Genomic DNA, 22,928 nt, shown 5'->3' with positions numbered 1-22,928 from the left:
TCGAAGTCCTCGGCCAGACCGGGATCGCGGCGGAGACCGCCGACACGGTGATGCTGGTCGTCTCCGAACCCCTGTCGACCATGCCCGCACACAACCAGTCGTTCAGCGTGGACCACGACGTCGAGCTGCCCCTGCCCACACCTGGCGAGGTCTGGACCGTGGGAGCCGTCATCCTCAACCACGACGGCAAAGCCTTCGCCCAAAAACGAAGTCCCCACCGCCGACTCTTCCCCGACACCTGGGACATCGTGGGAGGTCACGTCGAGGCCGGGGAAACCCTCCTCGAGGCTCTCGCGCGGGAGGTCGAGGAAGAGACCGGTTGGCGTGTTCGCCGCGTGCGGCGATTCCTTGGCTCCAGCACCTGGACCGGAGACGACGGCGCCGGACTCCGTCACGAGGCCGACTATCTCGTTGAGGTCGAAGGCGACTTGGACCATCCCAATCTGGAATGGTCCAAGCACTCCGCATACAGATGGTTCGGCCCCGACAACCTTGACCACCTCAAAGAGAACCGTGTGCCTGGCGAGTTCTTGGTCCACGACCTCATCGCACGAGCCGTGCAAGATCGCCCGGACAAGTCCTAGCCGCGCGGTCGCCTCCCCCGGCCGCGACGGAGCCCCGTAGCCGCCCGCACGGCCACCATCAAGACCCGCGCCATCCAGGCCCACTCCGGCGCCCACGCGGCCACCGCGTCCTCTTCTCCTTCTCTTGGAGGACGCACACGGCTGACCAACATCACGGCATGCCCGTCATGCCGGGGGCGCTCGAAGCCGTCGCTCAGGCGTACTTCACGCCCGGCCGAATGCTCGGGCTCGCATCATCGTTTCTTCCCTGTCAGCCCTGTGACCTGCCCGGAAAGGGCATCGGGTCTAAAGAGTGACGTGATGTGGATTCACTGGTAGCGGGATCTGAACCTCGCAATCATGGGTCCGCTTTCGCACTGAAAGCGGCGGCCTCACGGGTGGCGCAGCCCGGCCGCACCACGAGACGGAGGAGCTGGATTCATGTCCATGTCTGTTGTGAGCATCTGGGACAACGCCATGCCGGGCGCTCAGCCCGCGTACCCGAGGACTTCCGCGTGGGACGCCACGTGGCCCCTCGAAGGGGGAACCGCCTGGGTGTTCTACAGCACGCCGGGCCAGAGCCGGGTAAGGAAGCCGGTGATCCTCGCCGACGGGTTCTCCGCCGGGAAGAGCGATCCCGACGCCCTGTGGAACGCCCTGGAGAACGGCGAGTACCCCTTCGTATCCAATCTGCGGGAGGCCGGCTTCGACCTGGTGCTCCTCGGCTTCGACGAACGGTCCGCGTCCATCATCGACAACGCCGCCGTGGCGATCCAGTGCATCGAGAAGGCGATCGACGACCGCGAAGGGACCGCCAAGCTGACGGTCGGCGGTTTCAGCATGGGCGGCCTGGTAACGCGTTACGCCCTCGCGAAGATGCAGGACGACGGTGACGACCACCAGACCTCGACCTACCTCTCCTACGACACACCTCACCGTGGCGCCTGGCTGCCGATCGGGGTACAGGCGTTCGCGCACTGGGTGAAGGACAACTGGGGCTCGATCCCGGGGTTCGGCGAACTCCTCGGCAGCTTCTCCGTGCTGGTCAACAGCCCGGCCGCCCGAGAGCTGCTGCGCTGGCACATCGGTACCGTCGGCGCCGAGGCCCGCCAGGACCAGGCCCGCACCGACTTTCTCGCCGAACTCGAACGGGTCGGCGGCTGGCCCGAGGGCGTACGGCGGCTCGGTGTCGGAAACGGGACGGGGACCGGCGCCGGAAACGACATCCCGGCCGGCACGACGGCGGTGAGCACCACCGGTCAGGAGCTGACGGGCACTCATCTGGACACGCAGAACATGGGAGACCAGATCGTCGCCGTCCTGAAGAAGGCCGGCGCCGTCGAGATCCCGATCAGCACCAGCGGCCTGCCCGACATCGACGGCGCTCCCGGCGGCCTGTTCCCCGAAGCGCACAACCTCCCGGGCCACCCCGGCAACTTCGGAACCGCCGCCTTCCTGGCCGGGCTCCTCGAAGGCCAGCCAGCCGAACTCACCTACAACACGAGCACGTTCGTCCCGAGCGTCAGCGCAGTGGCGGCGGGCGACATCGACGACCACGACACGCTGTACAGCAAGATCAACCCCGCCGACAGCGAACTCGACGCCTTCATGTGCGCCAGCGAAAACGAGGGACACACACTGATGACCGAGGAACTCGGCGAGTGGATCCTGACCAAGCTCCAGGGCGAATAACCCACTGCCGCGACGATGACCGGCTCCCGGTCCCGGCACGACCGAGGGGACCCGGGACCCGGGATCCGGTCATCAAGCCGTCCGGCCGCGGCCGGTGACGAGGGGGTCGACGTAGCGGGGCCGGACCGGCCGCTCACCGCCAACGAGGTCACGCACTCCTGGACCGGTGAGGTGTCCGTCGACGAGTGCCTGGACCCGTCCGAGCGGGTCCGGCTGGCCTTCGGGCCGCTGGACCTCCTCGACCCCGTGCCCTGGCCCACGGACCGGTCTGCACGGGGGCGGTCACGACCTAACCGGCGGCCGGGGAAGAAGCGCCAGATGGACCCGTGCCGAGGCCGACCCCGTCAGCATGGGGCGCTCCGGTGTCTTGCGTAGCGGGCAGACAGTACGGGCCTTCCCGGTACATGCAATCCGAATCGTGCGTGAAACTGTCCGGCGCAAGCCCGCAGGTGACGTACTGACAGTCGTACTCCGCCGATTCCACAGGCCGTCTCCTCCTCAGGCAGGCACGGTAGTCACCCTATACACGCCATCCACCATGGTTCAGGACAGAGCCGGCCCTTCGGTCCGGTGTCTGGCACTCCAACGGCTGGGCAAGCGCCCCCTGCCTTGCACGCCAGACACGCTATTTCCGCCAGAATCTCGACCGACTGCGAGGTAGTCCCTGTGCGAGAATCTTGAACGCATTCAAATAAGCGAGGGGCCAGTGGGGGACGTGACGACCGTGGGGCAGCATCCAGAGGGATCGATACAGGGCGGCCACCAACCCCGCAGACTCGCACCGAGGACCTTCTCTTGACCCCGTACTCCCTGGCGTTCTACGTGGACGTCGTCACCACCGGCAGTCTGCTCGGCGTGGGCCCCGCGGATTCTCCCGACCGTGTCACCGAGGCCCTCGGTTCGTCCTTCGCCGAGAACAGCTTCGGCAAGGGCAGCATGTTCCGTGACTACGGCCTCGCCGAGTTCTCCTGGGAACGCACTTCCGGCAGCGCCCCCTGGACAGGCCTCCACGTCACCTTGCAGGTACACCGACTCGCCTACCGGGACCCCCACGTCGTCAACGACGCACTGCGCGCCCGATACGGACGGTTCGCCCACCGGCTCCGGTTCGACACACTCCGGCGCCTGCTGGAACGGCGCGGCGTCCCGCTCGGAGAGATCCCGGAATACCCCTGCAACGCCCCGTACTTCCGAACGTTCTGGCAGCCCGACTCGCGCGTCGCCGTCACCGTCATCGGCGCCCACGGCGAAAACAGCACCCCGGACAACCTGCGAGTCGGCGACGTGTACAGCATCCGGGCTCCGATGACCCCCGAAGAAGTAACCGCACTGCGGGCGCGAGCCGGGTAGCGCGCCGACACCCTCGGCGGAACGGACGACCGCGCGGGTCGGGCGGCGAATACCGACAACAGCACCCGATCACACCAGCCGAGCGGCCTGCCTCATTCTGAAATGCGGAGAGCGACCAGCGCCAGGAAGGCCCCGGCCTCATCGGCTCTGCTGTGCTCGCGTGGCTTCGGGTCGCGCGGCGTCGGGGCGGGGATCCTGGCGCCATGGCCAAAGGACACTTTGACGTGTGGGCGGGCGGGCCCGCCTACGAGCGGTACATGGGTCGGTGGAGCCGTCTTGTCGCTGCGGAGTTCGCCGCATGGCTCGACTGCCCCGAGGGGCTGCGGTGGGTGGACGTGGGGTGCGGCACCGGTGTCCTGTCCGCTGCGGTGACCGCGCGGTGCCGGCCCCTGTCGATGGTGGGGATCGACCGGTCCGAGGGCTTCGTGGCGTCAGCCCGAGCCACGGCCGCGCGCTCCGCGCACTTCATCGTGGCGGACGCGATGTCGCTTCCGGTGCGGAACGGAGCGTGCGATGCGGCCATCAGTGGTCTGGCCCTGAACTTCCTTCCCGCGCCCACTGCCGGAGTAGCCGAGATGGCCCGGGCGGTCCGGCCGGGCGGCCTGGTCGCCGCGTACGTGTGGGACTACGCCGACGGCATGGGCCTCATCCGTCATTTCTGGGACGCCGCCATCGAGGTGGATCCCGGCGCGGCGGCGCTGGACGAGGGCCGCCGGTTCCCGGTGTGCCGTCCGGAGCGGCTGCGCGCGGTGTGGGCCGACGCCGGGCTCCGCGATGTGTCGACCCTCGCGATCGAGGTGCCCACCCTGTTCACCGACTTCGCGGACCTGTGGGAGCCCTTCCTGGCTGGGCAGGGCCCCGCGCCGGGTTACGTGGCCTCCCTCACGCCGGCCGACCGGAACCGGGTGCGTGACGCCCTCGGCGCGGCGGTCCCCAGGAGGCCGGACGGTTCCATCGCGCTGATCGCCCGGGCCTGGGCGGTGAGCGGCCGCAGGCCGGTCCACGCCGAGTCGGGTTGAGGACCGCCCCCGGATCCTCCGACCGGTTCGGACCGGTTCGGACCGGTTCGGACCGGTCTTGACGCCGAAAATCGGCGTCTCGCATGCCCGGGCGGTCGGATAAGAAACACATAAGATCGAACGCATGGGCGGGGAGGGGCCGGGCAAGCGAGGGCTCGGAGGTTGATAACTATGGTTCCCCTGCTTCTCGTTCTTCTACTGGCTCTGATCCTCTTCGGCGCGGGATTCGCGGTGAAGATCCTCTGGTGGGTCGCCATCGCGGTCCTGGTCCTGTGGCTCATCGGCTTCGTCGCCCGCCCCGCGGGCGGCAGCGGCCGCTGGTACCGCTGGTAGCGGCGCCACGGCCGTACGAGGTCGCACACAGCGTGGCGGTGGCCCGTCACCCCGTTCGAAATCGGGGTGACGGGCCACCGTCATGCCGTCATGTTCCGGTTCCAGAGGATCCGGTGACGCTTTCTTCCACGGTCAGGCCGGTCGCCGCGGCCGCCTCGGGGTGGGCGGCCGTCAGCGAGCGGAGTGGACCTGGAGTGCGACGCGCACCGCTGACTCCACGGCTCCCTCGATCCAGGCGGGTTTGAGGGACGTGTGGTCACCGGCGAAGTGCAGTGGGCCTTCGGGGGTGGCGATGTGGGGGAACAGCTCGGTGTGCTGGCCGGGGAGGAGGACGGACGCCTCGCCGTAGGCGTAGGGGTCGCGTGCCCAGCTCTGGGTCCGCCCGGCGCCGGTGTAGAAGATCTCGATGCGCTGGCCGTAGATCTCCTGCAGACCGGTCAGGGCGTGGGGGTAGCGGGCGTCGTCGTCGAAGGCGTCCCAGCGCATCGCGTCGTCCGCCCAGGTGTAGGAGGCGAGCACGACACCTCCCGGGCTGCCGGGCACGGAGTGGGAGGGGTTGAAAGTGAACCTGTTGGGATTGTCGCTGACCGATCCTCCGCCCAGACTGGCCACAGCGCCCGGCTGGTCGCGGGTGACGGAGCGGTAGGCGGCGTAGAAGGCGCGCTGGTTGGCGGAGAGGCGCTCACCGGTGACGGAGTCGTGGCGGCCCAGGAGGCTGCCGTCGGCGGGGGCCAGGCCCTTGCCGTAGGAGTCGTACAGCCCCGGGGCGATGGTGGCGAGTTCCCGCTTCCAGTCCTCCTCGCTGAACTCCCACCAGCGGCCGCTGAATTCGAAGAGGACCTTGGTCGCACTGCCGTAGTGGAGTTCGGTGACGGCCCTGCGCTTGCCGTACGACATGAGGGGAGCGACCTGGATGTGCCGCAGTCCCGAGAAGGGCACGGTGATGACGGCGAGGTCCGCGGTGAACTGCTCACGGACCGGGGCGCCTTCGCGTCCCTCCGACACGGTGTCGACCCATACGTGTGATCCCTCGGCGCTCACGTGAGGGGTTTCGGGGTGGGGGCGGGACGGGTCCCAGTACTCGATCCTGGTGACGCGGCGGTCGAAGCGGATGCACTCCCGGACCTCCTTCAGCAGGGCGTCGGGCAGCGCGGCGGTGCCGCCCCGCAGCTCCCAGAAGGCGGTATCGGGGCTGATGAGGGCCGCGTCGAGAAAGCTGTGGATGAACGAGAGCGGAAGCCGTGAGGTGAGGGACCCGCATGGCCCCGGCCTCCGCCTACTGGCGCGGATCGGCGAACGGCTGCTCGGCCCGCTCGTGGCCACCGGTCCTGAACGTCTTGATCCTGCCGCCCACGCGGTTGCCGTTGGCCTCCACGAGCGTGACCGTGTGCCCCGCGCGCCGCAACAGCAGCGCCGCGACCAGCCCCGCCGGGCCGGCCCCTACGACCAGTACCTTCTTCGGCGGAGCGGGCGACCGGGGAAGGCCGTTGCCCACCAGCGCGTTGCGGTAGGACGGGACCAGGTCCTGGCCGTCAGGTCCTCGCATCAGCAGCGCTCGCGCCACCTCGAGGCAGCGCTGGGACAGCGATGCGGTCGCTGCCGGGGTCACGAGGGCGGCCTCGGGCACGGAGGCCGCCGCCGGTGCGGGCGCGCTCGCGGTGATCGCCGCCGCCACCGCGGCGGCGGCGACGGTAAAACCGCGCCGGGAAAGGGAATTGGGCCGGGGCGAATTCCCGGACGGTCGCGGTGATCGCATGGCGTGCATGGCTTCACCATGCAGCGCTCGCGCCGGTCACCTACTGCCGCGCTGACACGTACAGCCCTCTTTACCTCAGACGGCTCATGGGCGACCGGGCTTTGGGACCGTACGCGTCAGGTGGCCGCGTCGAGCTGATCGAACCGCGTCAGGGTCTGGCGATAGGCGTCCGGCTCGATGCCGAGAGGCGGGGTGAAGGAGTACTGAAGACTCGACACCAAATACACTCCGAAACCGAGCACGGTACCCAGCAGAATCATCACCAGCATGTGCCGTGGACCGGCGTTGATACCGACGAGCGCCGGAAACAGCACGACGAGTACAGCCGTGGAGATCAGAGCGTAGAAAATCGGATCCGGGACGGCCCACCGCATGTCGCTGGACCGTTGGTTCCGCGCCGTGGCCACGCTGTCCAGCGCGGCGCTGACCGTATCCTGGACGCTCGTCTGCTCGTCGTTCGCTCCCCGCGCACGCGTGATGGTCAGCCGCGCCTGGTCGAGCATGCCGGAGGCCTGTGGGCTCATCTGCTGGCCCCGCATGAGAGACCACTCAGGTCCGGCCACCTCTTGGGTGTACGCCCGCAGCTGCTTACGGGCCGGTAGGCGCAGAGCCGCCGGAAACTCGCCGGCATTGACGTAGGCCGCCTCCAGCCCTCGTGCCTCCTGGTAGGTGTGGTCACTCGCGGCATTGCGCTGCTGCCAGGAACTGGCCACCAGGAAAGCTGCCGTCAGCACGAAGAGTGCCAGAGTCGCGCTTCCCACGAACCCCAGGGCGGGAGCCTCCAGGTGCGCCTTCTTGGAGGCCTCGCTGCGGGACAGCGCCCACGTCAGGCCACATGCCGCGGCCGCACCCAGGAGTGCGTACACGATACCCACGCCGAACATGTCAGTCCCTTTTCCCCTGAGATTTCGATGTGCGGGATCCGGAGCTCATCGCAGCGAGGAGGGCGGGAACCAGCACGATCATGAGGGCCACGAAAGCCCAGTCCAGACTGTCTCCGAGCGGTTCGCGCCGCGGTTGGGACCGGGGGTCGGACAGGGCCACGCCCGGGGGCAGCGCGGTGGTGGCGGCCCGGGAGGTGGCCGCGGTGGTGGGCGGGGTGACCGATGGGGCGGCGGATCGGGGGTTGGGCGCCGGGGCGGCAGCACCCGCGCCCAGGAGGAATTGCCTCCCGGGTGCGGGAACGCCCGGTGGCGGGGGTTGCGCACCAGTCGCCGGGGCGCCGACGGCGGCGGACCCGGCTTCATCCGCCGGCGGCTGGGCGGGGGCGCCGGGCGCCGGGGCGTTGGGGGCCGGGGCGTTGGGGGGAGACACGCTGCCGGGGGCGGGGCGAGGGGCCGTCCCGTCGCGCGGCGGGGCGACACGGCGGGACGGGCCACGGGGAGGGGTGCTGCCGGGGGCCGCCCCGCGGGGCGGGGTGTTGCTGCCGGGGGCCGTGCCACGCGGCGGGGCGGTGCCGGGGGGCCGGGGCCTTCCGGTTCCCTGACCGGGGACGGCCGGGCCGGGCGTCGGGGGCGGGGGCGGGGTGGGTACGGAATAGCCTGCGGCTGCCTGGGCGGCGAGGTCGAGCGGGGGCAGCATCGACCCCGTCGTGGACACGGCCCGGTCCGGGGTCGTCCCGGACGCCCGCGCGACGGACTCGTGCCGACCGGGCCGGGCCGGAGCCGGGGCCCAGCACTCGACGCTCGCCCCGGCCGGCAGACGGTGGGGAAGGCCCGCCCCCGCCGCGGAGCACTTCAGCGGCCCGGCGGTACGCAACAGCGGGTCCCGCAATCGCAGGTTCTCCAGGTCGGCGGGACCCGCGTACGTCAGACGGTAGGAGAGACGTTTCTGCGACGCGGAACGCTGAAGGGTCAAGGCTGAGGCGTGGGCTTCGTATCCCGCGGCGACCGAGGCCCGGGAAGCACCGTATCCCTCCCATGTCGGCACGCCCGTCGCCGTGACCCGGCCGAGGTGACGGCCCGCCAGGGCGGGGAGGGTCGCGCGGCAGGTCATCGTGCCCAGCGGCTCCATGGACGTTCGGGGGCACCGTGCGAGTCCACCGGCTACCTGCGCATCCCGCACCTCGACATCCCCCAGGCCGTATTCCGCGAAATTTCGCAGACGATATACGCGGATCAGCTGCTGCCCCTCTCGGACCTGGACTCCAGGGGCCGATACGCTATTCGTCGAGACCGACATCCTGAGCACGTCCCCGTCTCCACCGCCCATGGGCGCCGCCGACCCGAGCAGACACGCGCCGATACCGAACAGCGCCGTGACCCGCGCCATTCCGGACAGCTTGTGGCGGAAACTCATATCAGCATTATGTAATCCGAAGATCCATTCGGGCATTCGCCGCGCGGAAGGCCACCGGCGGACCGGTTCGGCCAGGAGCCGGCCCACTGGGTCAGAGATGGCTGGTCTCGTCGTAGAGCCTGAAATGCCACCACTCACCCCCGCGCCACGCATGGCGACGGGCGTACGGGTCCGGGAGCGTCCTGCGCCGCAGTTCTTCGTCGAGTCCGGTGAGCAGGGCCGTCAGTTCCCGGCGCGCCACCGGCGGCAGGCACACCGCCACGGCCTCCAGAAGGTCCCGGACGACGGACACGTCTTCTTGCGGCTCGCATCCGTCACAGGGGCACCGGGATCTACGGAGGTAGAGATACCGGCCCGAGGCGGCGAGGAACCCTCGATAGGAACGCAGGCCGGCCTCGGTCACTCCGGGCCACAGCCCGTTCTCGCCACGACGCCGGGTCTCCACCCGGTGGATCGCGGACGTGGTCCGTGGTGAGAGGCCCTCGATGCGCGCCGGCCAGGGAAGGGGCTGGCGGGGAGCATCCATCCACCACGGAGCGGCCCACGCGAACTGGCACGGGGGCTTCCACTGCTGCGCACGCAGCACACTCGGCCGTCTACGCGGCATGAGCCTTTCGGGTCGTCAGCACGCCACGATCATCACATGTGTTTCCGGTCCACTGGCGCGCGCGTGGCACGGGAGTTGCCCGTCTCGCACTCGGGCAGGTGGTACGTGACGGGTGGGGATCCCGCGGTCGGCGAGGACCGTGCGTTCCGGCTGGACCGTATTGCCGAGGCGCGGACTCTGCCCGGCTCGTTCGTCCCGCCCGCCGGGTTCGATCCGGTGGAACGCGTCCTGTCGGGGCTCGCCTCGCTCGACCGTCCGTTCGCCATCGAGCGGCCGGACGAGCTGCGCGGGCTCGTCACCGCGTACGCCGCGCGGCTCGCGGAGTCGGCCCGCAGGCGGCCGCCTCACGGGTGAGTGGCGGTCGTGATCCGTTCCGCCCCCCTGCGGTGGCGGGCGGCGCGCGGGTTGGCTGTCCCTGGACGACATCGGCCGCACGAGCGGCGGGGCAGCTCGGCGCTCTCCTGCCCGGGAGGCGCCGAGCTGCCCCGCAGGTTCCTCGGGAAGGTGAGCAACCTCCGGCCCGGTGGCACGTCGTACGGGGAAAAGGGCCGGTCACCTCCGGCCCGACAGCATCGATCGGCGCGGTCTGTTCGGGCAGCCGTCGCCTTCTCCGCACGCGCCGTGAAAGGCAACGATGTCAGCCATGTACCGGGTGTTCCCGCGCAAGACCGTCGTCACGGCGGTTCTCCTGTTGAGTGCGACCACGGCGGCGCTCTCGCCGCCCGGCGCGGCCGTCGCCGCGGAACGCGATTCCGTCACCACGCATTCCGGTGCCGGCACGGAAGAGGAGCGCCGGCAGGTCGAGGGTTACTGGACCCCGGCGCGCATGAAGCTGGCGGGCGCCCTGGTCCCCGAGATCACCCCGGTGCCCGAGGACGACAACACGCCCGATGATCCGCGTCCGTTGCCCGCCGGCACGCTGGACCCCGGGGCTACCTGGACGCACGGGGGCGCGGTGGACCAGAGCGTCGGGCGGCTCTTCTTCACCTTCTCCGACGGCTACGACGGCAGCTGCACCGCGACGGTCGTCAACAGTGCGAACCGCAGCGCCGTCATGACCGCGGCGCACTGCCTGAGGGGTGTCGGGGATCCCGCTGCCGACGGCACCTGGCACCACAACCTCTACTTCGTGCCCGGCTACCGCAACGGCACGAAGCCGCTCGGTGGCTTCAGTGTCAGGAGCGCGGCCACGTCGTCCCGGTGGAACGCCGATCCGGGCGGGACGACCTCGCAGGACATCGCGGTCGCCGGGTACGACACGGGGATGGCCGTCGCCAACCCGTCCGCCGGGGGGCGCAGGATCGCGGATGTCACGGGAAGCCAGAGGATCGCCTTCACCAAGCCGGTCGAGGGCGAGTTCATCCACACCTTCGGATACCCGAAGGGGCGGCTCAACGACCCGGGCGTCGCGTACGCCGGATCACGCATGATCCACTGCGCCGGGCCGGCCCGGCAGGGTCCCAAGGCGCCGCTGCTGTGGGGTGAGGCCTGCGACATGTCGAGCGGGGCGAGCGGCGGTCCGCACTTCGCCCGGTTCGATCCTCGGACCGGTACCGGGACCGTCGTCGGAGTCACCACGACGGGCGCCGACCTCGCGGGCGGCCAGACGCCCACGCTCTACGCCACGCGCCTGGGCGACAGCGCCCGCCACCTCTATGACTGGGCGCGGACGCGTTCGCTCTGACCCCGGGGGCGCGTTCCGCCCGGCCGGGCGGGGCTTGCCGGGTGAGCGTCCCGTCGCCTCGATCGCCGATCGGCGTGAGCGCTGTGCTCTGATGGGTGGGGTCGGGCCGGGTCGGCCCGGCGGACGGACAGGTGGGAGAGGGAGAGCCGATGACTTTGCAGGAAGGCCAGCGGGTGGCGCTGGCCGCGGACGTCAGGCTGGGCGAACTGGGTGGGGGCGAGGAGGGCTCCTCCGGGTTCCTGGTCCTGGGCGCGGGTACGGGAGGGGTCGTCGAGGGCGTGGTCGAGCACCATCACGAGAGCGACGACGTACGCGAGTACGCGCGGCTCGGATCGCTGCTCGACAGCTTCGGCCACGAGATGCCGGCGGAGAGCAGGAAGCAGCTCGAGGAGAAGGTCGCCTCCCTGAAGCCCGCGTGGACCGCGTTCCAGGAGCAGGGGCCCCGGGTGACAGTGCGGGTCCGGTTCGACAGCGGGTTCATCCTCGACGGTGTGGGCGAGGACCTCTTCGGTCCTGTCTGAGACGGGCCGTGCCAGGGGTCCCGAGGGCGGCGCATGACAGCTGTCATGGTGGAGAGTTGACCCGCGGCCCCTGCCTCCAGTGCGCTCCCCCGCGCAAAAATGTGGATCACTACACCGACCACGGGGGCAGCAGCGTGAACATCCTGAAGAAGACCGGCAGCAGTGCCGACGGCAGCGCCGACAGCAGTGTCCGGACTCCCGCCGACTACCGGCTGCCCGTCTGGTTCTTCGCGTTCGAAGGTGTTCTCGCCGCCGCCTTCGACATCCTGCAGGGGTTCCCCGCGGCCTGGCCCGTGCCGCTGGTCCTGCTGATCGTGAACATCACCCTCTCGCTGACCATGCGGGGCCGGGGCGAGGACCGCGCGACGGGGGGCGGCCGGATACGGACCGGCATACGTTCCACAGCAACCCGGCCCGGTCCCCGCGGGGGTTTCCCGGGGGGTTGACCGTGTCCCCTTGGGGTGGGCGACGGGTGGGTCATCGACCTGGGCGGCGGGAGGGGCGAGGCTCGTCGGTGTGATGGCGCCGGGTTCGTCCCGTTCCCGGCGCTCCCCCGGCAGAAGGGAACACGGCATGCGTGACAGGCGGAGGTTCGCGAGGGCGTGGATGGTGGCCGCGGGCGGGGCGCTGCTGGTGGTGGCGACGACCGGGGCGGCGCACGCCGAGGGCGGGGCCGTACGGGGGTACGTACAGCGGTGTACGGACCTCGGCAACGGGAGCCTGTGCATCGACGTCAACGGCAGGGTCGGGGCGTCGGGCGTGATCGGCGTCGGGTACTGGAAGCGGGCGGGGTCCGCGGTGCACGTGCGGCTCGGGTGGCAGAACACCACGGGGGGCGGCGCGAACTTCAGCAAGAACGTGCACGGTCCGCTGGTGCCGGGGACCGACACCGGCACCGAGACCTGGTCGACGTACCTCGCCGCGGGGTGTGTCTACCCGCTGATCGAGGTGGTGGGGCAGGGCACGCTCAAGGGCAAGGAGGTCTGCGTACCGGCCTGATCGGGTCCGTGTACCCGCCCGGTTTCTTAGGACCCCCCTGACCGCCTGTACGCCCCCCGTTCGCCCGTACGTCGGATTCGCGTCGCCCGGGGAGAGGAAGTTTCCGGCCATGGACCTTCCTGATTTCGGTATCCCGAAGAAGCTCGTCGCGCGGATGAGCATGGCCGAGCAGCACGACTACCTGCGCTCGAAGCTGACGCGGCGTGGGGCGCTGCGGGCGGGCGCGGTCACCGCGGCCGTGGCCGGTGTCGGCCTCGGCGCGGGCGCGGCCTCGCCCGCCCACGCGGCGCCCGCTCTGGTGACGTCGGGCGAACGGCGCGGGGTGGACGGGTCGCTGACCGCGCCGTTCGCGCGGCACCTGCAGTTCGGCGCGGACCCGAAGACGCAGATGCGGGTCTCCTGGCAGGTGCCGTTCGCGGTCAGGAATCCGTACCTGCGGGTCGGTACCAGTCCCTGGGCACTCAGCCGGAAGATCGACGCCGAGGTGCGGCACCTGAGCACCCCCGTCCTGAACGGCGGCAAGATCGCGGCGGCCGAGCAGTTCTACCTGCACGCGGGGCTGGACCGGCTGCGGCCGGGACAGACGTACTACTACGGCGTCGGCCACGACGGGTTCGACCCGGCGGACCACCGGAACCTGGGCACGCTCGGCACCTTCACCACCGCGCCCGCGCGCCCCGGGAACTTCACCTTCACCGCCTTCGGCGACCAGGGCGTGAGCTATCACGCGCTGGGCAACGACGCGGTGCTGCTGGCCCAGAACCCGTCCTTCCACCTGCACGCGGGTGACATCTGCTACGCCGACTCCGCGGGTTCGGGGACCACGGGCGACACGTACGACGCGCGGACCTGGGACCAGTTCCTCGCGCAGACGGAGACGGTCGCCAAGAGCGTGCCGTGGATGGTGACGACCGGCAACCACGACATGGAGGCCTGGTACTCGCCGCAGGGCTACGGCGGGCAGAACGCCCGCTGGTCCCTGCCGGACAACGGCCCGGACCCGGTCAACCAGCCCGGCGTGTACTCGTTCGTGCACGGCAACGTGGGGGTGATCGCACTCGACGCCAATGACGTCTCGTACGAGATCCCCGCCAACTTCGGCATCAGCGGCGGCAAGCAGACCGCGTGGCTGGACCGGCGCCTGGGCGAGCTGCGGCACCACCCCGACGTCGACTTCGTCGTGGTGTTCTTCCACCACTGCGCGTTCTCGACGACCAGCTCGCACGCCTCGGAGGGCGGGGTGCGCGACGTGTGGGTGCCGCTGTTCGAGAAGCACCAGGTGGACCTGGTCATCAACGGCCACAACCACGTGTACGAGCGCACCGACGCCATCAAGGGCAACAAGGTCGGCCGCAAGGTGCCGATCGGCGAGCGCACCGACCCGACGAAGGACGGCATCGTGTACGTCACGGCGGGTGCGGCGGGGCGTTCGCTGTACAGCTTCCCGGTGCCGGACTCGTACGAGGGCCATGTCGCGGACCGCGACAGCGTGGACACCTACCGGTGGGTCAAGGGCGGTGCGAAGGCGACCGAGACCGTCGAGTGGTCGCGGGTGCGGTACACCAACTACTCGTTCCTCGCGGTGGAGGTGGAGGCCGGGCGGCACCCGAAGCTGACGGTCAGCGCGCTCGCGGAGTCGGGGCAGCGGGTGGACCACTTCGAGATCCAGCGCGGGCGCTAGGCGGGGGGTAGGCGGGGGGGTAGGCGGGCGGGGCCGGGGGTCCCCGCCCCCGCCCGGGGCGCGTCAGCCCGGGGAGCCGACGGCGCAGATCGCGAGCGGGGTGGCGCGGCGGGGGTCGAGGGCGTTGCCGACCAGGTGCCAGACGTTGAGGTCGTACGCCTCGCCGATGTGGCCGACCGGGTCGAGCGGGCAGGAGTCCTGGACGTACTGGTTCTTGACGCCGGGTTCGCGGACGAAGGCCGTTTCCGTGGGGGTGACGAGTTCGTCGTAGCGCGAGGAGATGATCGTGTACGCGATCCCGGGCTGGGCCACCGGGCCGTCGTTGAGGGCGGTGACCGCGGGGCCGCCGGGGAACTCGTCGGACAGGACCGGGAAGCCGAGGGTGGCCGCGATGGTGTCGAGGGTGCCGGGTCCGAGGACCTTGTTCCCGAGGTCGACCAGGCGGGAGGCGTCCGTGCCGTGGGTGGGGGGCGCGATGGCGACGACCGCCTTGATGTGCGGCTGGATGCCCTGCATCTTGGCGAGGTAGAGGGCCTGGAGGCCGCCCTCGGAGTGGCCTACGACGCTGACCTGGGCCGCGCCGGTGGCGGCGCGCACCCGCTCGGCGTACTCCTTGATCTCGACGTTGGAGAGCGCCACCGGCTTGAGGCCGCCGACCAGCGGGAAGCCGTCGTAGGCGCCGTAGGTGAGGGCGAAGGTGCAGTAGCCGCGGGCGGCGAGGTCGGCCTGGAGGTAGTTGAGGTCCTCGTACCAGGTGGCGAAGGTGCCGTGGAGGAGGACGACCGGTTCGGGGTGGGCGGCGCTGGGGCGGCAGGAGAAGTCGTTGACGCCGCCGGAGGCCGCGGGCGCCGCGTCGGCGTGGTGGGCGGGGGCGGCGGTGGCCGCCGCCAGGGCGAGGGCCAGCGGGAGGGCGGCCCGGGCGAGCCACCGGCGGAGGGGGTGCGCTGTCGCTGTCGCTGTCATCGGAACGCTCCTGGGGGGATGGGCCGTTCTGGTCGGATCGCGGGCTGGTCGGATCGTGGGCTGGTCGGGTCGCGGGCTGGTCGGACTGCACAGGATGCTCCGGTGGGGTGGCCGTGTCCCCTGGCGGTACGCGCATAAAGCTTCCTCCCGCGTTTGTGCGCGGTGACAATGTGCGGATGGACGAGTCCGGTTTCGCCGCGTCGTTGCTGCCCCGGGCCGGGGAGATCGCCGCGGCCACCGTCGCCCGGCTGACCGCCGCGATCCCGGCCTACCGGCTGCTGCCCGGCAGCGTGATCGACGGGGACCTGCTCGCGAACACCGAGGCGGTGCTGCGGCTGTTCCTCACCACCTTGGCCGAGGGGCGGCTGCCCGACGCGGCGGAGCTGGCCGCGCCGGTCGCGTGGGGGGCGGAGCGGGCGCGGGACGGGGTGCCGCTGGAGGCGGTGCTGCGGGTGTACTCGCTCGGGGCGGGCGAGGCGTGGCGGCTGGCCGTCCCGGAGGGCGGGGCGGGGATCGATCCGTACGTACTGGGGACGCGGCTGCTCGCCTTCCTCGCGGAGGTGATGCCGAAGGTCGCGCAGGCGTACGTACGGGAGCAGGCCGACCTCGACTGGGAGCAGCGCGAGCACGGGCGGGACCTGGCCGATGTCCTGCTGGCCGGGCGTCCGGCGCGGCGGGCGGCGGAGCGGTACGGGCGCACGCTGGCCCAGCGGTACGACGTGGTGGTCTTCCGGCTGCCGGAGGCGCAGGGGGGTGTGACGACCGGGGTGCTGAGGGCGGTACGGTCCGAACTCGACCGGGATCCTGGGGTGTTGGCGACGCTCAAGGGGGAGGGCGGGGTGCTGCTGGTACCCGTGGCGGAGGAGGGTTGCGGGGCCGGTCCGGAGCGGGGGCGGCGGGGCCGGGGTGAGCGCGCGGAGCGGGGCGAGCCGGTGCGGGCGGGCGGGGCGCGGCGGGTGCTCGGGCGGCTGGAGGCGGCGACGGGGCTGCGCTGCCTGGCGGCGGCGGCCGTCGCGGGCGGGCACGCCGCGATCGCGCAGGCGCACACCGAGGCGGCCGAGGTGCTGGCGCTGGCGGAGACCCTGGGGCGGGAGCCGGGGCTGTACCGGCTCGGTGATCTGGCCGTGGAGTACCAGCTGGTCCAGCCGGGCCCGGCGCGCGACGCGCTGGCCGGGACGCTGGCGCCGCTGGCGGGGCAGCCCCATCTGCTGGGCACGCTGCGGGAGTTCGTCGCGGCGGGCTACCGGCGGGCGCAGGCCGCGGACGCGCTGACGGTGCACCGCAACACGCTGACCTACCGGCTCGGCCGGATCCATCTGCTGACCGGGTACGACGCGACGGACCCGGGCGACGCGCGCAGGCTGGCGGCGGCCCTGACGGCGTACGACGCGGGGCGGGCGGCGAGGGCGTAGGCGCGGGTCCGCCGGTGGGGACGGGGGCGGTCCGTTCAGGTGGTGACGGGCAGGGGGGTGGGGCGCTTCGGGGCGCGGTCGGTGCCGGAGGAGCGGCCGCGCAGGCGGCGGGCGACCCAGGGGCCGAGGAAGGCGTTGGCCCAGCGGAGGTCGTCCAGGGTGGTGCGGTCCGGGGGGCGGGGGCCGGGCAGGGGGCGGGTCCAGGCGTCGTCGCTGCCGGGCAGGGCGAGGGCGTGGGCGACGGCGGCGGCGATCCGGGCGTGGCCGAGCGGGTTCGCGTGCAGCCGGTCCGGGCTCCACAGGCGGGGGTCGATCACCACGGGGTGGCGGGCCGTGTCGGCGACGGCGACGCCGTGGCGCGCGGCGGCCAGCCGGATGCGGGTGTTGAGGGCGCCGATCCGGGAGCCGAGGGGCCGGGCGAGCGGGATGAGCCGGGTGACGTCGGGGAAGGTGACGGTGGCGACGCGGGCGCCCCGGGCGGTGAGCGCCTCGAACATCGCCTCCAGGTGGGCGGCGACCTCGTCGGCGTCGAAGCGGGGCCGCAGCAGGTCGTTGACCCCGGCGACGACGGTGGCCAGGTCGGGGCGCAGGGCGAGGGCGGGGCCGAGCTGCTGCTGCCTGACCTGTCCGGCGAGGCGGCCGCGGACGGCGAGGTTGGCGTACAGGACGCCGGGGTGGTGGGCGGCGAGCCCTTCGGCGAAGCGGTCGGCGCAGCCGCGCAGGCCGGTGGTGTCGTCGCCGTCGCCGACGCCCTCGGTCTGGCTGTCGCCGAGGGCGACGTAGCGCAGCGGGCCGGGGCGGAGCGGTCCAGCGCTGGTCACGGCCGGCGCCGCCTCTCGTGCAGGATCGTCACGGTGCGCTCGTACCAGTCGCGGTTGGCCCGCTCGAAGTCGAGGCCGCGCAGGCAGGTCAGGTACGGGCCGATGCGGTCGCCGTGGCGCAGGTACTCCTCTTCGGTGCGCTCGCCGCGCATCTTGTGGAGCATGGCTTCGAAGAGTTCGACCTTGCCGGTGGCGAAGGCGGCCCGTTCGGTGAGCTGGGCGATCAGGGCGTCGCTGTCGACGTGTCCGGCGGCCTGGACCTTGACGAGGAGGTCGTCGCGGATGGAGGAGGGCTTGGTGGCGGCGGCCGTGAACCGTTCGAGTTCGGCCAGGCCGGTGGCGGTGACCTGGAACAGCCGCTTGTTGGGGCGGGTGTCCTGGACCACCTCGCGGCCCGCGATCAGGCCTTCCTGTTCGAGCTTGGCGAGTTCGACGTAGACCTGCTGCGGGAGGGCGTGCCAGAAGTTCGCCACTCCCATGCCGAAGGCCTTGGCCAGCTGGTAGCCGCTCAGTTCCTCGTCGAGCAGCGCCGCCAGTACGGCGTGGCGCAGTGCCATCGGGCTCGCCTTCCTCTGCTGTCGCGGGGCCTGGTCACGGGCGGGGACCTGGGTCATCATAGTCAAGAAATTGAGTAATCGTTTTCATGAGTATGAGGACGGAGGAGACGTCATGACCACCAGCACCGTGGACCGCTTCCGTGCCGCCGTCGACCGCCGCGATCTCACCGCCCTGAACGAGCTGTTCACCGAGGACGTGCGGCTCTACAGCCCGGTGAAGTTCACGCCGTTCGAGGGGCTGCCGATGGTGGCGGGGCTCTTCGGTGTGCTGCTGCGGACCTTCGAGGACTTCCGTTACGTCGGCCGGTTCGAGGGGGCCGCGCAGACCGCGGCCGACGGGACCGAGGCCCCGGCGGCGGTCCTGGTCTTCCGGGCGACGGTGGACGGGAAGGAGATCCACGGCATCGACCTGCTGCACCTGGAGGGGGACGGCGGCGAGGGCGCGCGGATCCGGGAGATCACCGTGATGGTCCGGCCGCAGTCGGCGGTGGTGGCGCTGGGGCAGGCGGTGCTGGCGGGGCTGGTGGCGGACGGCCTCGTACCGGCGCCGGGCGGCCCGGCGCCGGGCGGCCCGGCGCCGGAGAGTCCGGCGCCGGACGCGGCCGTCCGCGCCTGAGGGGGTCCGGGCGAGGGTCCGGGGCCCGGTTCAGCCGGTGGCGGTCAGCTGCCGCGCGAGGGAGGCGATCAGGGCCGCGCGCTGCTCCGTCAGGTAGAAGTGGCCGCCGGGCAGCACCTGGAGGTCGAACCCGGCGGGCGCGACATCGGCCCACGCGGACATGTCCCGCACCGTGGTGGACGGGTCCTGGTCGCCGATGTGGGCGTGGACGGGGCAGCCCACCGGGGTCGCGGCGCGGGGGCCGTAGGTGCCGACGACCGTGAAGTCGGCCCGGATCGCGGGCAGCACGATCTCCCGCAGGTCCGGGTCGTCCAGCAGGGCGTCGTCGGTGCCGCCGAGCCGGCGGACCTCGGCGATCAGCGCGTCGTCGCTCTCCTTGTGCAGGGTGCGCGGGGTCAGCCGGTGCGGGGGCTTGCGGCTCGACACGTGGAGCGCCGCGGGGCGCACCGCGTGCCCGCTCTCCAGGCGCAGCGCGACCTCGTAGGCCAGGGAGGCGCCCATGCTGTGTCCGAAGAGCGACAGGGGGACGTCCAGGAAGGGCAGCAGTGCGGCGGTGACCTGGTCGGCGAGCTCGTCCATGGTCTCGACGCACGGGTCCGTGAGCCGGTCGTGCCGGCCCGGGTACCGGGCGACCAGGACTTCCGTGTCGCTGTCGAACGCGACGCCCCAGCTGTGGAAGAAGCTCGCCGAGCCGCCCGCGTGCGGGAGGACCAGGAGCCGGCGGCGCGGGTCGGCGCGGACGGCGTACCGCCGGAACCACCGGTCGCTGTCCACCGTGGCGCGGGGTGTGGTGGGGTTCGTACGGACGGTCATCCTGTCATCCTCTGGGCCAGGGGGTGTTGCGCGATCGACTCCACCCGGGGTCGGGCCAGCGCGAGGTAGTCGGCCGTGGCGAGGGCCACCGACCGGTCGAGCCGGGCCGCGTTGAAGAAGATCTCGTCGTGCACGAGCAGGTCGGGGTCGACCACGAGGTCCAGCTCGGGGTCCCGGGCGAAGGGCATGACCGAGCCGCTGACGCTGCCCGCCAGCCGTTCGGCCACGTCGCGGGCCGCGAACGACGCCTCCTTGCCGCTGTACATGTCCCTGATCCCGTCGAGGTCGACCTTGCGGTCCCCCGGTACGACGGCCAGGACGTACCGCCGGGTGCGGCGGGTCAGCGCGACGCGCACCACCAGGCATTTGGCCGCCTGCGCCAGGGCGTGACGGCGCAGCAGGCTGGCGGGCTCCGTGCGGCCTTCCGGGGCGTGGTCGATGACCCGGAAGCGGGCCTCGCTGCGCACGAGTTGGCCCATCAGCCAGTCATGTGTACTCACGCCGTGTGCTCCATCGACCAGTTCCGGGTGGCGTCGATCCTGGCGGCGGCGTCGTCCAGGAAGTCCTGGGCGGCCGGTCCGCCCAGCCGCTGGGCATCCCGGCCGGGCGCACCCTGACCGACCGCGACCAGGACCTCGCCGGTGCCGGAGGGGTCCCGGGCGACCTGGAGGGTCTCGACGGGGATGCCCGCGCGGCCGAGGACCTCCGCGACCCCCGCGATCACCCCGGGCCGGTCGGGGGCGCGGAAGAACGCGATGTCCCCGCTGAGCGCGAGGTCCACCTCGAACCCGTTGATCTGGACCAGCCGTTCGCCGGACCTCGGGCCGCTCAGGGTGCCGCGGACCGATACCCGCTCGCCGGAGGGCAGCGTTCCCTCGACGGCGACGAGGCTGCGGTGCAGGGGGCCGGTGCTGCCGGTGCCCGTGCTGTCGGTGCCGGTGCCGGCGCTGCCGGTGCCCGTGCTCACGTCGGCGCACAGACCCCGCTCCTGGGCGATCAGCGGGGCGTTGACGTAGGAGACTCCCCCTTCGACCACCGCGCCGAGCGCGCCCTTGAGCGCGGCCAGCGCCAGCGCGGCGGTGTCGTGACGGCAGATCTCGCCGGAGACCTGCACCTGGAGCTGCCCGGGCAGACCGCCGGCGGTGGCGGTGAACAGCCGGCTGAGCCGTTCGGTGAGCGTCAGCCACGGGTCGAGGTCGTCGTCGACCACGCCCATCCGCACGTTGACCGCCTCCGGGACGAAGCGTCCCGAGAGGGCCTGGCGTACGGATCCGGCGACGGCGGCCCCGGCGCGTTCCTGGGCCTCGGCGGTACCGGCGCCCAGGTGCGGGGTGACGACCACGGTGTCCAGGTCGAACAGCGGGGAGTCGGTGCAGGGTTCGACGGAGAAGACGTCGACAGCGGCGCCCGCGACCCGGCCCTCCTTGAGCGCGGCGTACAGCTCGGCCTCGTCGACGATCCCGCCGCGGGCCGCGTTGACGATCCGGATCCCCGGCTTGACCCGCTGCAGCGCCTCGAAGCCGATGAGGCCGGTGGTCTCGGGCGTCTTGGGCAGATGGACCGTCAGGAAGTCCGATGCGGCGAGCAGCTCGTCGAGGCCGACGACGCGCACTCCGGCCGCGTCGGCGTATCCCGGCTGCACGTACGGGTCGTAGGCGAGCAGCCGCATGCCGAAGGCCGCCATCCGGCGGGCCACCAGCGTGCCGATCCGGCCGAGGCCGACGATGCCGAGCGTCTTGCCCGAGAGCTCGACCCCGGTGAACCGGCTGCGCTGCCAGTGGCCGTCCTTGAGCGCCGCGTCGGCCTGTGGGATGTTCCTGGCCACGGCGAGCAGCAGGCCGACGGTCAGCTCGGCGGCGCTGACGATGTTGGAGGTGGGCGCGTTGACCACCATGACGCCCGCCCGGGAGGCGGCGGCCACGTCCACGTTGTCCAGGCCGACTCCGGCCCGGCCGATCACCTTGAGCCGGGTGCCCGCCGCGATGGCCTCCGCGTCCATGCGGGTGGCACTGCGTACGAGTACCGCGTCGGCCGCGGGCAGCGCTGCCAGCAGCTCGGCCCGGTCGGCGCCCGCGCAGTGCCGGATCTCGAAGTCCGGACCCAGGGCCTCGACGGTGGCGGGAGAGAGTTCCTCGGCTATCAGTACGACTGGCCTTTTCATGGCGCGCTTCCTGTTCTCGCGGGGGCGTTGCCGGATGTGGGGTTCAGCCGACGCTCGTGACGAGCCGCGGCGGCTCGGCGGCGGTGGCGGCGGTGGTCGGCGCCACCGCGTCCCACGTCTGGGGGGCGCCGAAGTGCTGCTCCACCCAGCCGGGGTCGTAGAGCGTGTCCAGGTAGCGGTCTCCCTGGTCGGGGGAGAGCGCGACCGCGGTGAGCCGCTCGCCCCGCGGCCGTCCGGCGAGCCAGCGCAGGGCGCCGCTCACGACGGTCCCGGTGGAGCCGCCGAACAGGAACCCCTGCCGGGCCATGGCGTGGCAGCTCTCCAAAGTGTCCCGCTCGGGCACCATCACGACCTCGTCGACGAGGTCGTCGTTCAGCAGCATCGGCCGTACGCCCGCCCCGAGGCCCGGGATGTGCCGCGGGAGCGCCGGTCCGCCGAAGGTCACGGAGCCGATGCTGTCGACGGCCACGATCCGTACGGGACGCCGCTGCTCGCGGAACCAGCGGGCACAGCCCATCAGGGTGCCGGTGGTGCCGGCCCCGACGAAGAGCACGTCGAGCTCGGGGAACTGGGCGGCGACGGCGGGGGCCGTGGTCCGGTAGTGCGCCAGCCAGTTGTTCGGGTTCACGTACTGGTTGAGCCAGACGTAGTTGGGGTCGAAGTCGACGAGCCGCTGCACGTAGTCGATCCGGGCGCCCAGCAGGCCGCGTTCCTTGTCGGGGCGCGAGATGACCAGGACACGGGCGCCGAAGGACTCCATGAGCCGGCGGCTCGCCGGGTTGCAGCGGGAGTCGGTGACACAGACGAAGCCGTATCCCCGATTGGCGGCGATCATGCTCAGGGCGATGCCGAGATTGCCCGACGAGGATTCGACGAGCACGTCCCCCGGGGTCAGGGTCCCGTCGCGTTCGGCGGCGAGCACCATCTCCAGGGCGGCCTTCAGCTTGACCGAGCCGGCGAGGTTGAGTCCCTCGTACTTGAGGAAGAGGGGTACGTCGAAGACGGACTGCAGATCCACGAAGACGTCGTCGACGTTGATCTCGTACGGGGCTGATATGACCGTCACTTCATCACCGGGTTCC

The 22,928-nt window shown here is 71.7% G+C and carries 21 protein-coding genes and 2 pseudogenes; 13 read left to right on the top strand and 10 right to left on the bottom strand.

All coding sequences use genetic code 11. The annotated features are described in order from the left end of the window. Positions 1 to 50: 50 nt before the first annotated feature. The 5 genes from QMF80_RS16050 to QMF80_RS16030 all read left to right on the top strand — a co-directional run bounded on the left by QMF80_RS16050 (position 51) and on the right by QMF80_RS16030 (position 4,957). Positions 51 to 584 carry an NUDIX hydrolase gene (locus QMF80_RS16050; RefSeq protein ID WP_283453762.1) on the top strand — a complete coding sequence of 178 codons (534 nt, stop codon included), beginning with the start codon at positions 51 to 53 and terminating at the stop codon, positions 582 to 584. Between the two features lie 420 nt (positions 585 to 1,004). Continuing rightward, positions 1,005 to 2,255 (top strand): esterase/lipase family protein, encoded by a 1,251-nt coding sequence (locus QMF80_RS16045; RefSeq protein WP_283453745.1) that lies wholly within the window; start codon positions 1,005 to 1,007, stop codon positions 2,253 to 2,255. A 795-nt stretch (positions 2,256 to 3,050) separates the two neighbouring features. Then, complete coding sequence (locus tag QMF80_RS16040) at positions 3,051 to 3,605, top strand: hypothetical protein (protein ID WP_283453743.1); 555 nt, start codon at positions 3,051 to 3,053, stop codon at positions 3,603 to 3,605. 203 nt (positions 3,606 to 3,808) lie between these two features. Continuing rightward, entirely contained in the window at positions 3,809 to 4,624 is an 816-nt protein-coding gene (locus QMF80_RS16035; RefSeq protein WP_283453741.1) for a class I SAM-dependent methyltransferase, read from the top strand. A gap of 171 nt (positions 4,625 to 4,795) precedes the next feature. Beyond that, positions 4,796 to 4,957: a hydrophobic protein gene (locus tag QMF80_RS16030; RefSeq protein ID WP_283450242.1), complete on the top strand. Its 162-nt coding sequence runs from the start codon at positions 4,796 to 4,798 to the stop codon at positions 4,955 to 4,957. A gap of 171 nt (positions 4,958 to 5,128) precedes the next feature. On the opposite strand, the pseudogene QMF80_RS16025 reads toward QMF80_RS16030, so the two are convergent. From QMF80_RS16025 to QMF80_RS16015, 3 genes and pseudogenes are all read right to left on the bottom strand, one after another. After that, positions 5,129 to 6,713: pseudogene (locus tag QMF80_RS16025) on the bottom strand (flavin monoamine oxidase family protein). A 116-nt stretch (positions 6,714 to 6,829) separates the two neighbouring features. Beyond that, positions 6,830 to 7,597 carry a bestrophin-like domain gene (locus QMF80_RS16020; protein WP_283453740.1) on the bottom strand — a complete coding sequence of 256 codons (768 nt, stop codon included), beginning with the start codon at positions 7,595 to 7,597 and terminating at the stop codon, positions 6,830 to 6,832. Between the two features lie 1,505 nt (positions 7,598 to 9,102). Continuing rightward, positions 9,103 to 9,303 (bottom strand): hypothetical protein, encoded by a 201-nt coding sequence (locus QMF80_RS16015; RefSeq protein ID WP_283453738.1) that lies wholly within the window; start codon positions 9,301 to 9,303, stop codon positions 9,103 to 9,105. 330 nt (positions 9,304 to 9,633) lie between these two features. Between QMF80_RS16015 and QMF80_RS16010 the strand changes: the two are divergent. The 6 genes and pseudogenes from QMF80_RS16010 to QMF80_RS15985 all read left to right on the top strand — a co-directional run. Continuing rightward, a pseudogene (locus QMF80_RS16010) lies at positions 9,634 to 9,972 on the top strand (WYL domain-containing protein); the annotation flags it as partial. A 289-nt stretch (positions 9,973 to 10,261) separates the two neighbouring features. Next, a complete protein-coding gene (locus QMF80_RS16005; RefSeq protein ID WP_283453736.1) occupies positions 10,262 to 11,302 on the top strand; it encodes a trypsin-like serine peptidase in 1,041 nt (346 codons plus the stop codon). 149 nt (positions 11,303 to 11,451) lie between these two features. After that, a complete protein-coding gene (locus QMF80_RS16000) occupies positions 11,452 to 11,823 on the top strand; it encodes a hypothetical protein (protein ID WP_283453734.1) in 372 nt (123 codons plus the stop codon). Between the two features lie 134 nt (positions 11,824 to 11,957). After that, the gene (locus QMF80_RS15995; protein ID WP_283453732.1) at positions 11,958 to 12,269 is read left to right on the top strand and encodes a hypothetical protein; all 312 of its coding nucleotides are present in this window, start codon (positions 11,958 to 11,960) and stop codon (positions 12,267 to 12,269) included. 127 nt (positions 12,270 to 12,396) lie between these two features. Continuing rightward, positions 12,397 to 12,822: a hypothetical protein gene (locus QMF80_RS15990; RefSeq protein ID WP_283453729.1), complete on the top strand. Its 426-nt coding sequence runs from the start codon at positions 12,397 to 12,399 to the stop codon at positions 12,820 to 12,822. A gap of 109 nt (positions 12,823 to 12,931) precedes the next feature. After that, positions 12,932 to 14,503: a purple acid phosphatase family protein gene (locus QMF80_RS15985; protein WP_283453727.1), complete on the top strand. Its 1,572-nt coding sequence runs from the start codon at positions 12,932 to 12,934 to the stop codon at positions 14,501 to 14,503. Positions 14,504 to 14,566: 63 nt separating this feature from the next. Here the strand turns inward: QMF80_RS15985 and QMF80_RS15980 are convergent, their stop codons facing one another. Continuing rightward, a complete protein-coding gene (locus tag QMF80_RS15980) occupies positions 14,567 to 15,466 on the bottom strand; it encodes an esterase/lipase family protein (RefSeq protein WP_283453725.1) in 900 nt (299 codons plus the stop codon). A gap of 176 nt (positions 15,467 to 15,642) precedes the next feature. Here QMF80_RS15980 and QMF80_RS15975 point away from each other — a divergent pair, with 176 nt between their 5' ends. After that, complete coding sequence (locus QMF80_RS15975; RefSeq protein WP_283453723.1) at positions 15,643 to 16,878, top strand: PucR family transcriptional regulator; 1,236 nt, start codon at positions 15,643 to 15,645, stop codon at positions 16,876 to 16,878. A gap of 35 nt (positions 16,879 to 16,913) precedes the next feature. Here QMF80_RS15975 and QMF80_RS15970 read toward each other — a convergent pair whose 3' ends face one another. Beyond that, positions 16,914 to 17,699 carry an SGNH/GDSL hydrolase family protein gene (locus QMF80_RS15970; RefSeq protein WP_283453722.1) on the bottom strand — a complete coding sequence of 262 codons (786 nt, stop codon included), beginning with the start codon at positions 17,697 to 17,699 and terminating at the stop codon, positions 16,914 to 16,916. Beyond that, on the bottom strand, positions 17,696 to 18,256 hold the full coding sequence (locus QMF80_RS15965) for a PadR family transcriptional regulator (protein WP_283453720.1): 561 nt from the start codon (positions 18,254 to 18,256) through the stop codon (positions 17,696 to 17,698). Before QMF80_RS15965 ends, QMF80_RS15970 begins: the two co-directional genes overlap by 4 nt. 112 nt (positions 18,257 to 18,368) lie before the next feature. On the opposite strand from QMF80_RS15965, the gene QMF80_RS15960 reads away from it, so the two are divergent. After that, on the top strand, positions 18,369 to 18,872 hold the full coding sequence (locus QMF80_RS15960; protein WP_283453718.1) for a nuclear transport factor 2 family protein: 504 nt from the start codon (positions 18,369 to 18,371) through the stop codon (positions 18,870 to 18,872). A gap of 30 nt (positions 18,873 to 18,902) precedes the next feature. On the opposite strand, the gene QMF80_RS15955 is transcribed toward QMF80_RS15960, so the two are convergent. From QMF80_RS15955 to sbnA, 4 genes are read right to left on the bottom strand one after another with little or no spacing between them, the layout of a single operon-like run. Continuing rightward, positions 18,903 to 19,685, bottom strand: coding sequence for a thioesterase II family protein (locus QMF80_RS15955; RefSeq protein WP_283453716.1), 783 nt, complete (start codon positions 19,683 to 19,685; stop codon positions 18,903 to 18,905). Next, on the bottom strand, positions 19,682 to 20,164 hold the full coding sequence (locus tag QMF80_RS15950; protein WP_502962856.1) for a YbaK/EbsC family protein: 483 nt from the start codon (positions 20,162 to 20,164) through the stop codon (positions 19,682 to 19,684). The genes QMF80_RS15955 and QMF80_RS15950 overlap by 4 nt, the downstream gene beginning before the upstream one ends. Before the next feature lie 17 nt (positions 20,165 to 20,181). Further along, on the bottom strand, positions 20,182 to 21,846 hold the full coding sequence (serA, locus tag QMF80_RS15945; protein WP_283453712.1) for a phosphoglycerate dehydrogenase: 1,665 nt from the start codon (positions 21,844 to 21,846) through the stop codon (positions 20,182 to 20,184). A 43-nt stretch (positions 21,847 to 21,889) separates the two neighbouring features. Continuing rightward, complete coding sequence (sbnA, locus tag QMF80_RS15940) at positions 21,890 to 22,912, bottom strand: 2,3-diaminopropionate biosynthesis protein SbnA (protein WP_283453710.1); 1,023 nt, start codon at positions 22,910 to 22,912, stop codon at positions 21,890 to 21,892. Positions 22,913 to 22,928 lie beyond the last annotated feature (16 nt).

Origin of the sequence: Streptomyces sp. G-G2 (assembly GCF_030063135.1) — a bacterium.
GTDB lineage: Bacteria > Actinomycetota > Actinomycetes > Streptomycetales > Streptomycetaceae > Streptomyces.
The sequence above is the reverse complement of the archived record's forward strand: the minus strand, read 5'-3'. Positions and strand labels throughout refer to the sequence as shown.

What these genes read in the sequence shown, in the direction of transcription:
- QMF80_RS16050 (WP_283453762.1), top strand. Translation starts at nt 51, where the DNA reads ATGCTGGTCGTCTCCGAACCCCTGTCGACCATGCCCGCACACAACCAG.
- QMF80_RS16045 (WP_283453745.1), top strand. Translation starts at nt 1,005, where the DNA reads ATGTCCATGTCTGTTGTGAGCATCTGGGACAACGCCATGCCGGGCGCT.
- QMF80_RS16035 (WP_283453741.1), top strand. Translation starts at nt 3,809, where the DNA reads ATGGCCAAAGGACACTTTGACGTGTGGGCGGGCGGGCCCGCCTACGAG.
- QMF80_RS16030 (WP_283450242.1), top strand. Translation starts at nt 4,796, where the DNA reads ATGGTTCCCCTGCTTCTCGTTCTTCTACTGGCTCTGATCCTCTTCGGC.
- QMF80_RS16020 (WP_283453740.1), bottom strand. Translation starts at nt 7,597, where the DNA reads ATGTTCGGCGTGGGTATCGTGTACGCACTCCTGGGTGCGGCCGCGGCA.
- QMF80_RS16005 (WP_283453736.1), top strand. Translation starts at nt 10,262, where the DNA reads ATGTACCGGGTGTTCCCGCGCAAGACCGTCGTCACGGCGGTTCTCCTG.
- QMF80_RS16000 (WP_283453734.1), top strand. Translation starts at nt 11,452, where the DNA reads ATGACTTTGCAGGAAGGCCAGCGGGTGGCGCTGGCCGCGGACGTCAGG.
- QMF80_RS15990 (WP_283453729.1), top strand. Translation starts at nt 12,397, where the DNA reads ATGCGTGACAGGCGGAGGTTCGCGAGGGCGTGGATGGTGGCCGCGGGC.
- QMF80_RS15985 (WP_283453727.1), top strand. Translation starts at nt 12,932, where the DNA reads ATGGACCTTCCTGATTTCGGTATCCCGAAGAAGCTCGTCGCGCGGATG.
- QMF80_RS15980 (WP_283453725.1), bottom strand. Translation starts at nt 15,466, where the DNA reads ATGACAGCGACAGCGACAGCGCACCCCCTCCGCCGGTGGCTCGCCCGG.
- QMF80_RS15975 (WP_283453723.1), top strand. Translation starts at nt 15,643, where the DNA reads ATGGACGAGTCCGGTTTCGCCGCGTCGTTGCTGCCCCGGGCCGGGGAG.
- QMF80_RS15965 (WP_283453720.1), bottom strand. Translation starts at nt 18,256, where the DNA reads ATGGCACTGCGCCACGCCGTACTGGCGGCGCTGCTCGACGAGGAACTG.
- QMF80_RS15960 (WP_283453718.1), top strand. Translation starts at nt 18,369, where the DNA reads ATGACCACCAGCACCGTGGACCGCTTCCGTGCCGCCGTCGACCGCCGC.
- QMF80_RS15955 (WP_283453716.1), bottom strand. Translation starts at nt 19,685, where the DNA reads ATGACCGTCCGTACGAACCCCACCACACCCCGCGCCACGGTGGACAGC.
- QMF80_RS15950 (WP_502962856.1), bottom strand. Translation starts at nt 20,164, where the DNA reads ATGGGCCAACTCGTGCGCAGCGAGGCCCGCTTCCGGGTCATCGACCAC.
- serA (WP_283453712.1), bottom strand. Translation starts at nt 21,846, where the DNA reads ATGAAAAGGCCAGTCGTACTGATAGCCGAGGAACTCTCTCCCGCCACC.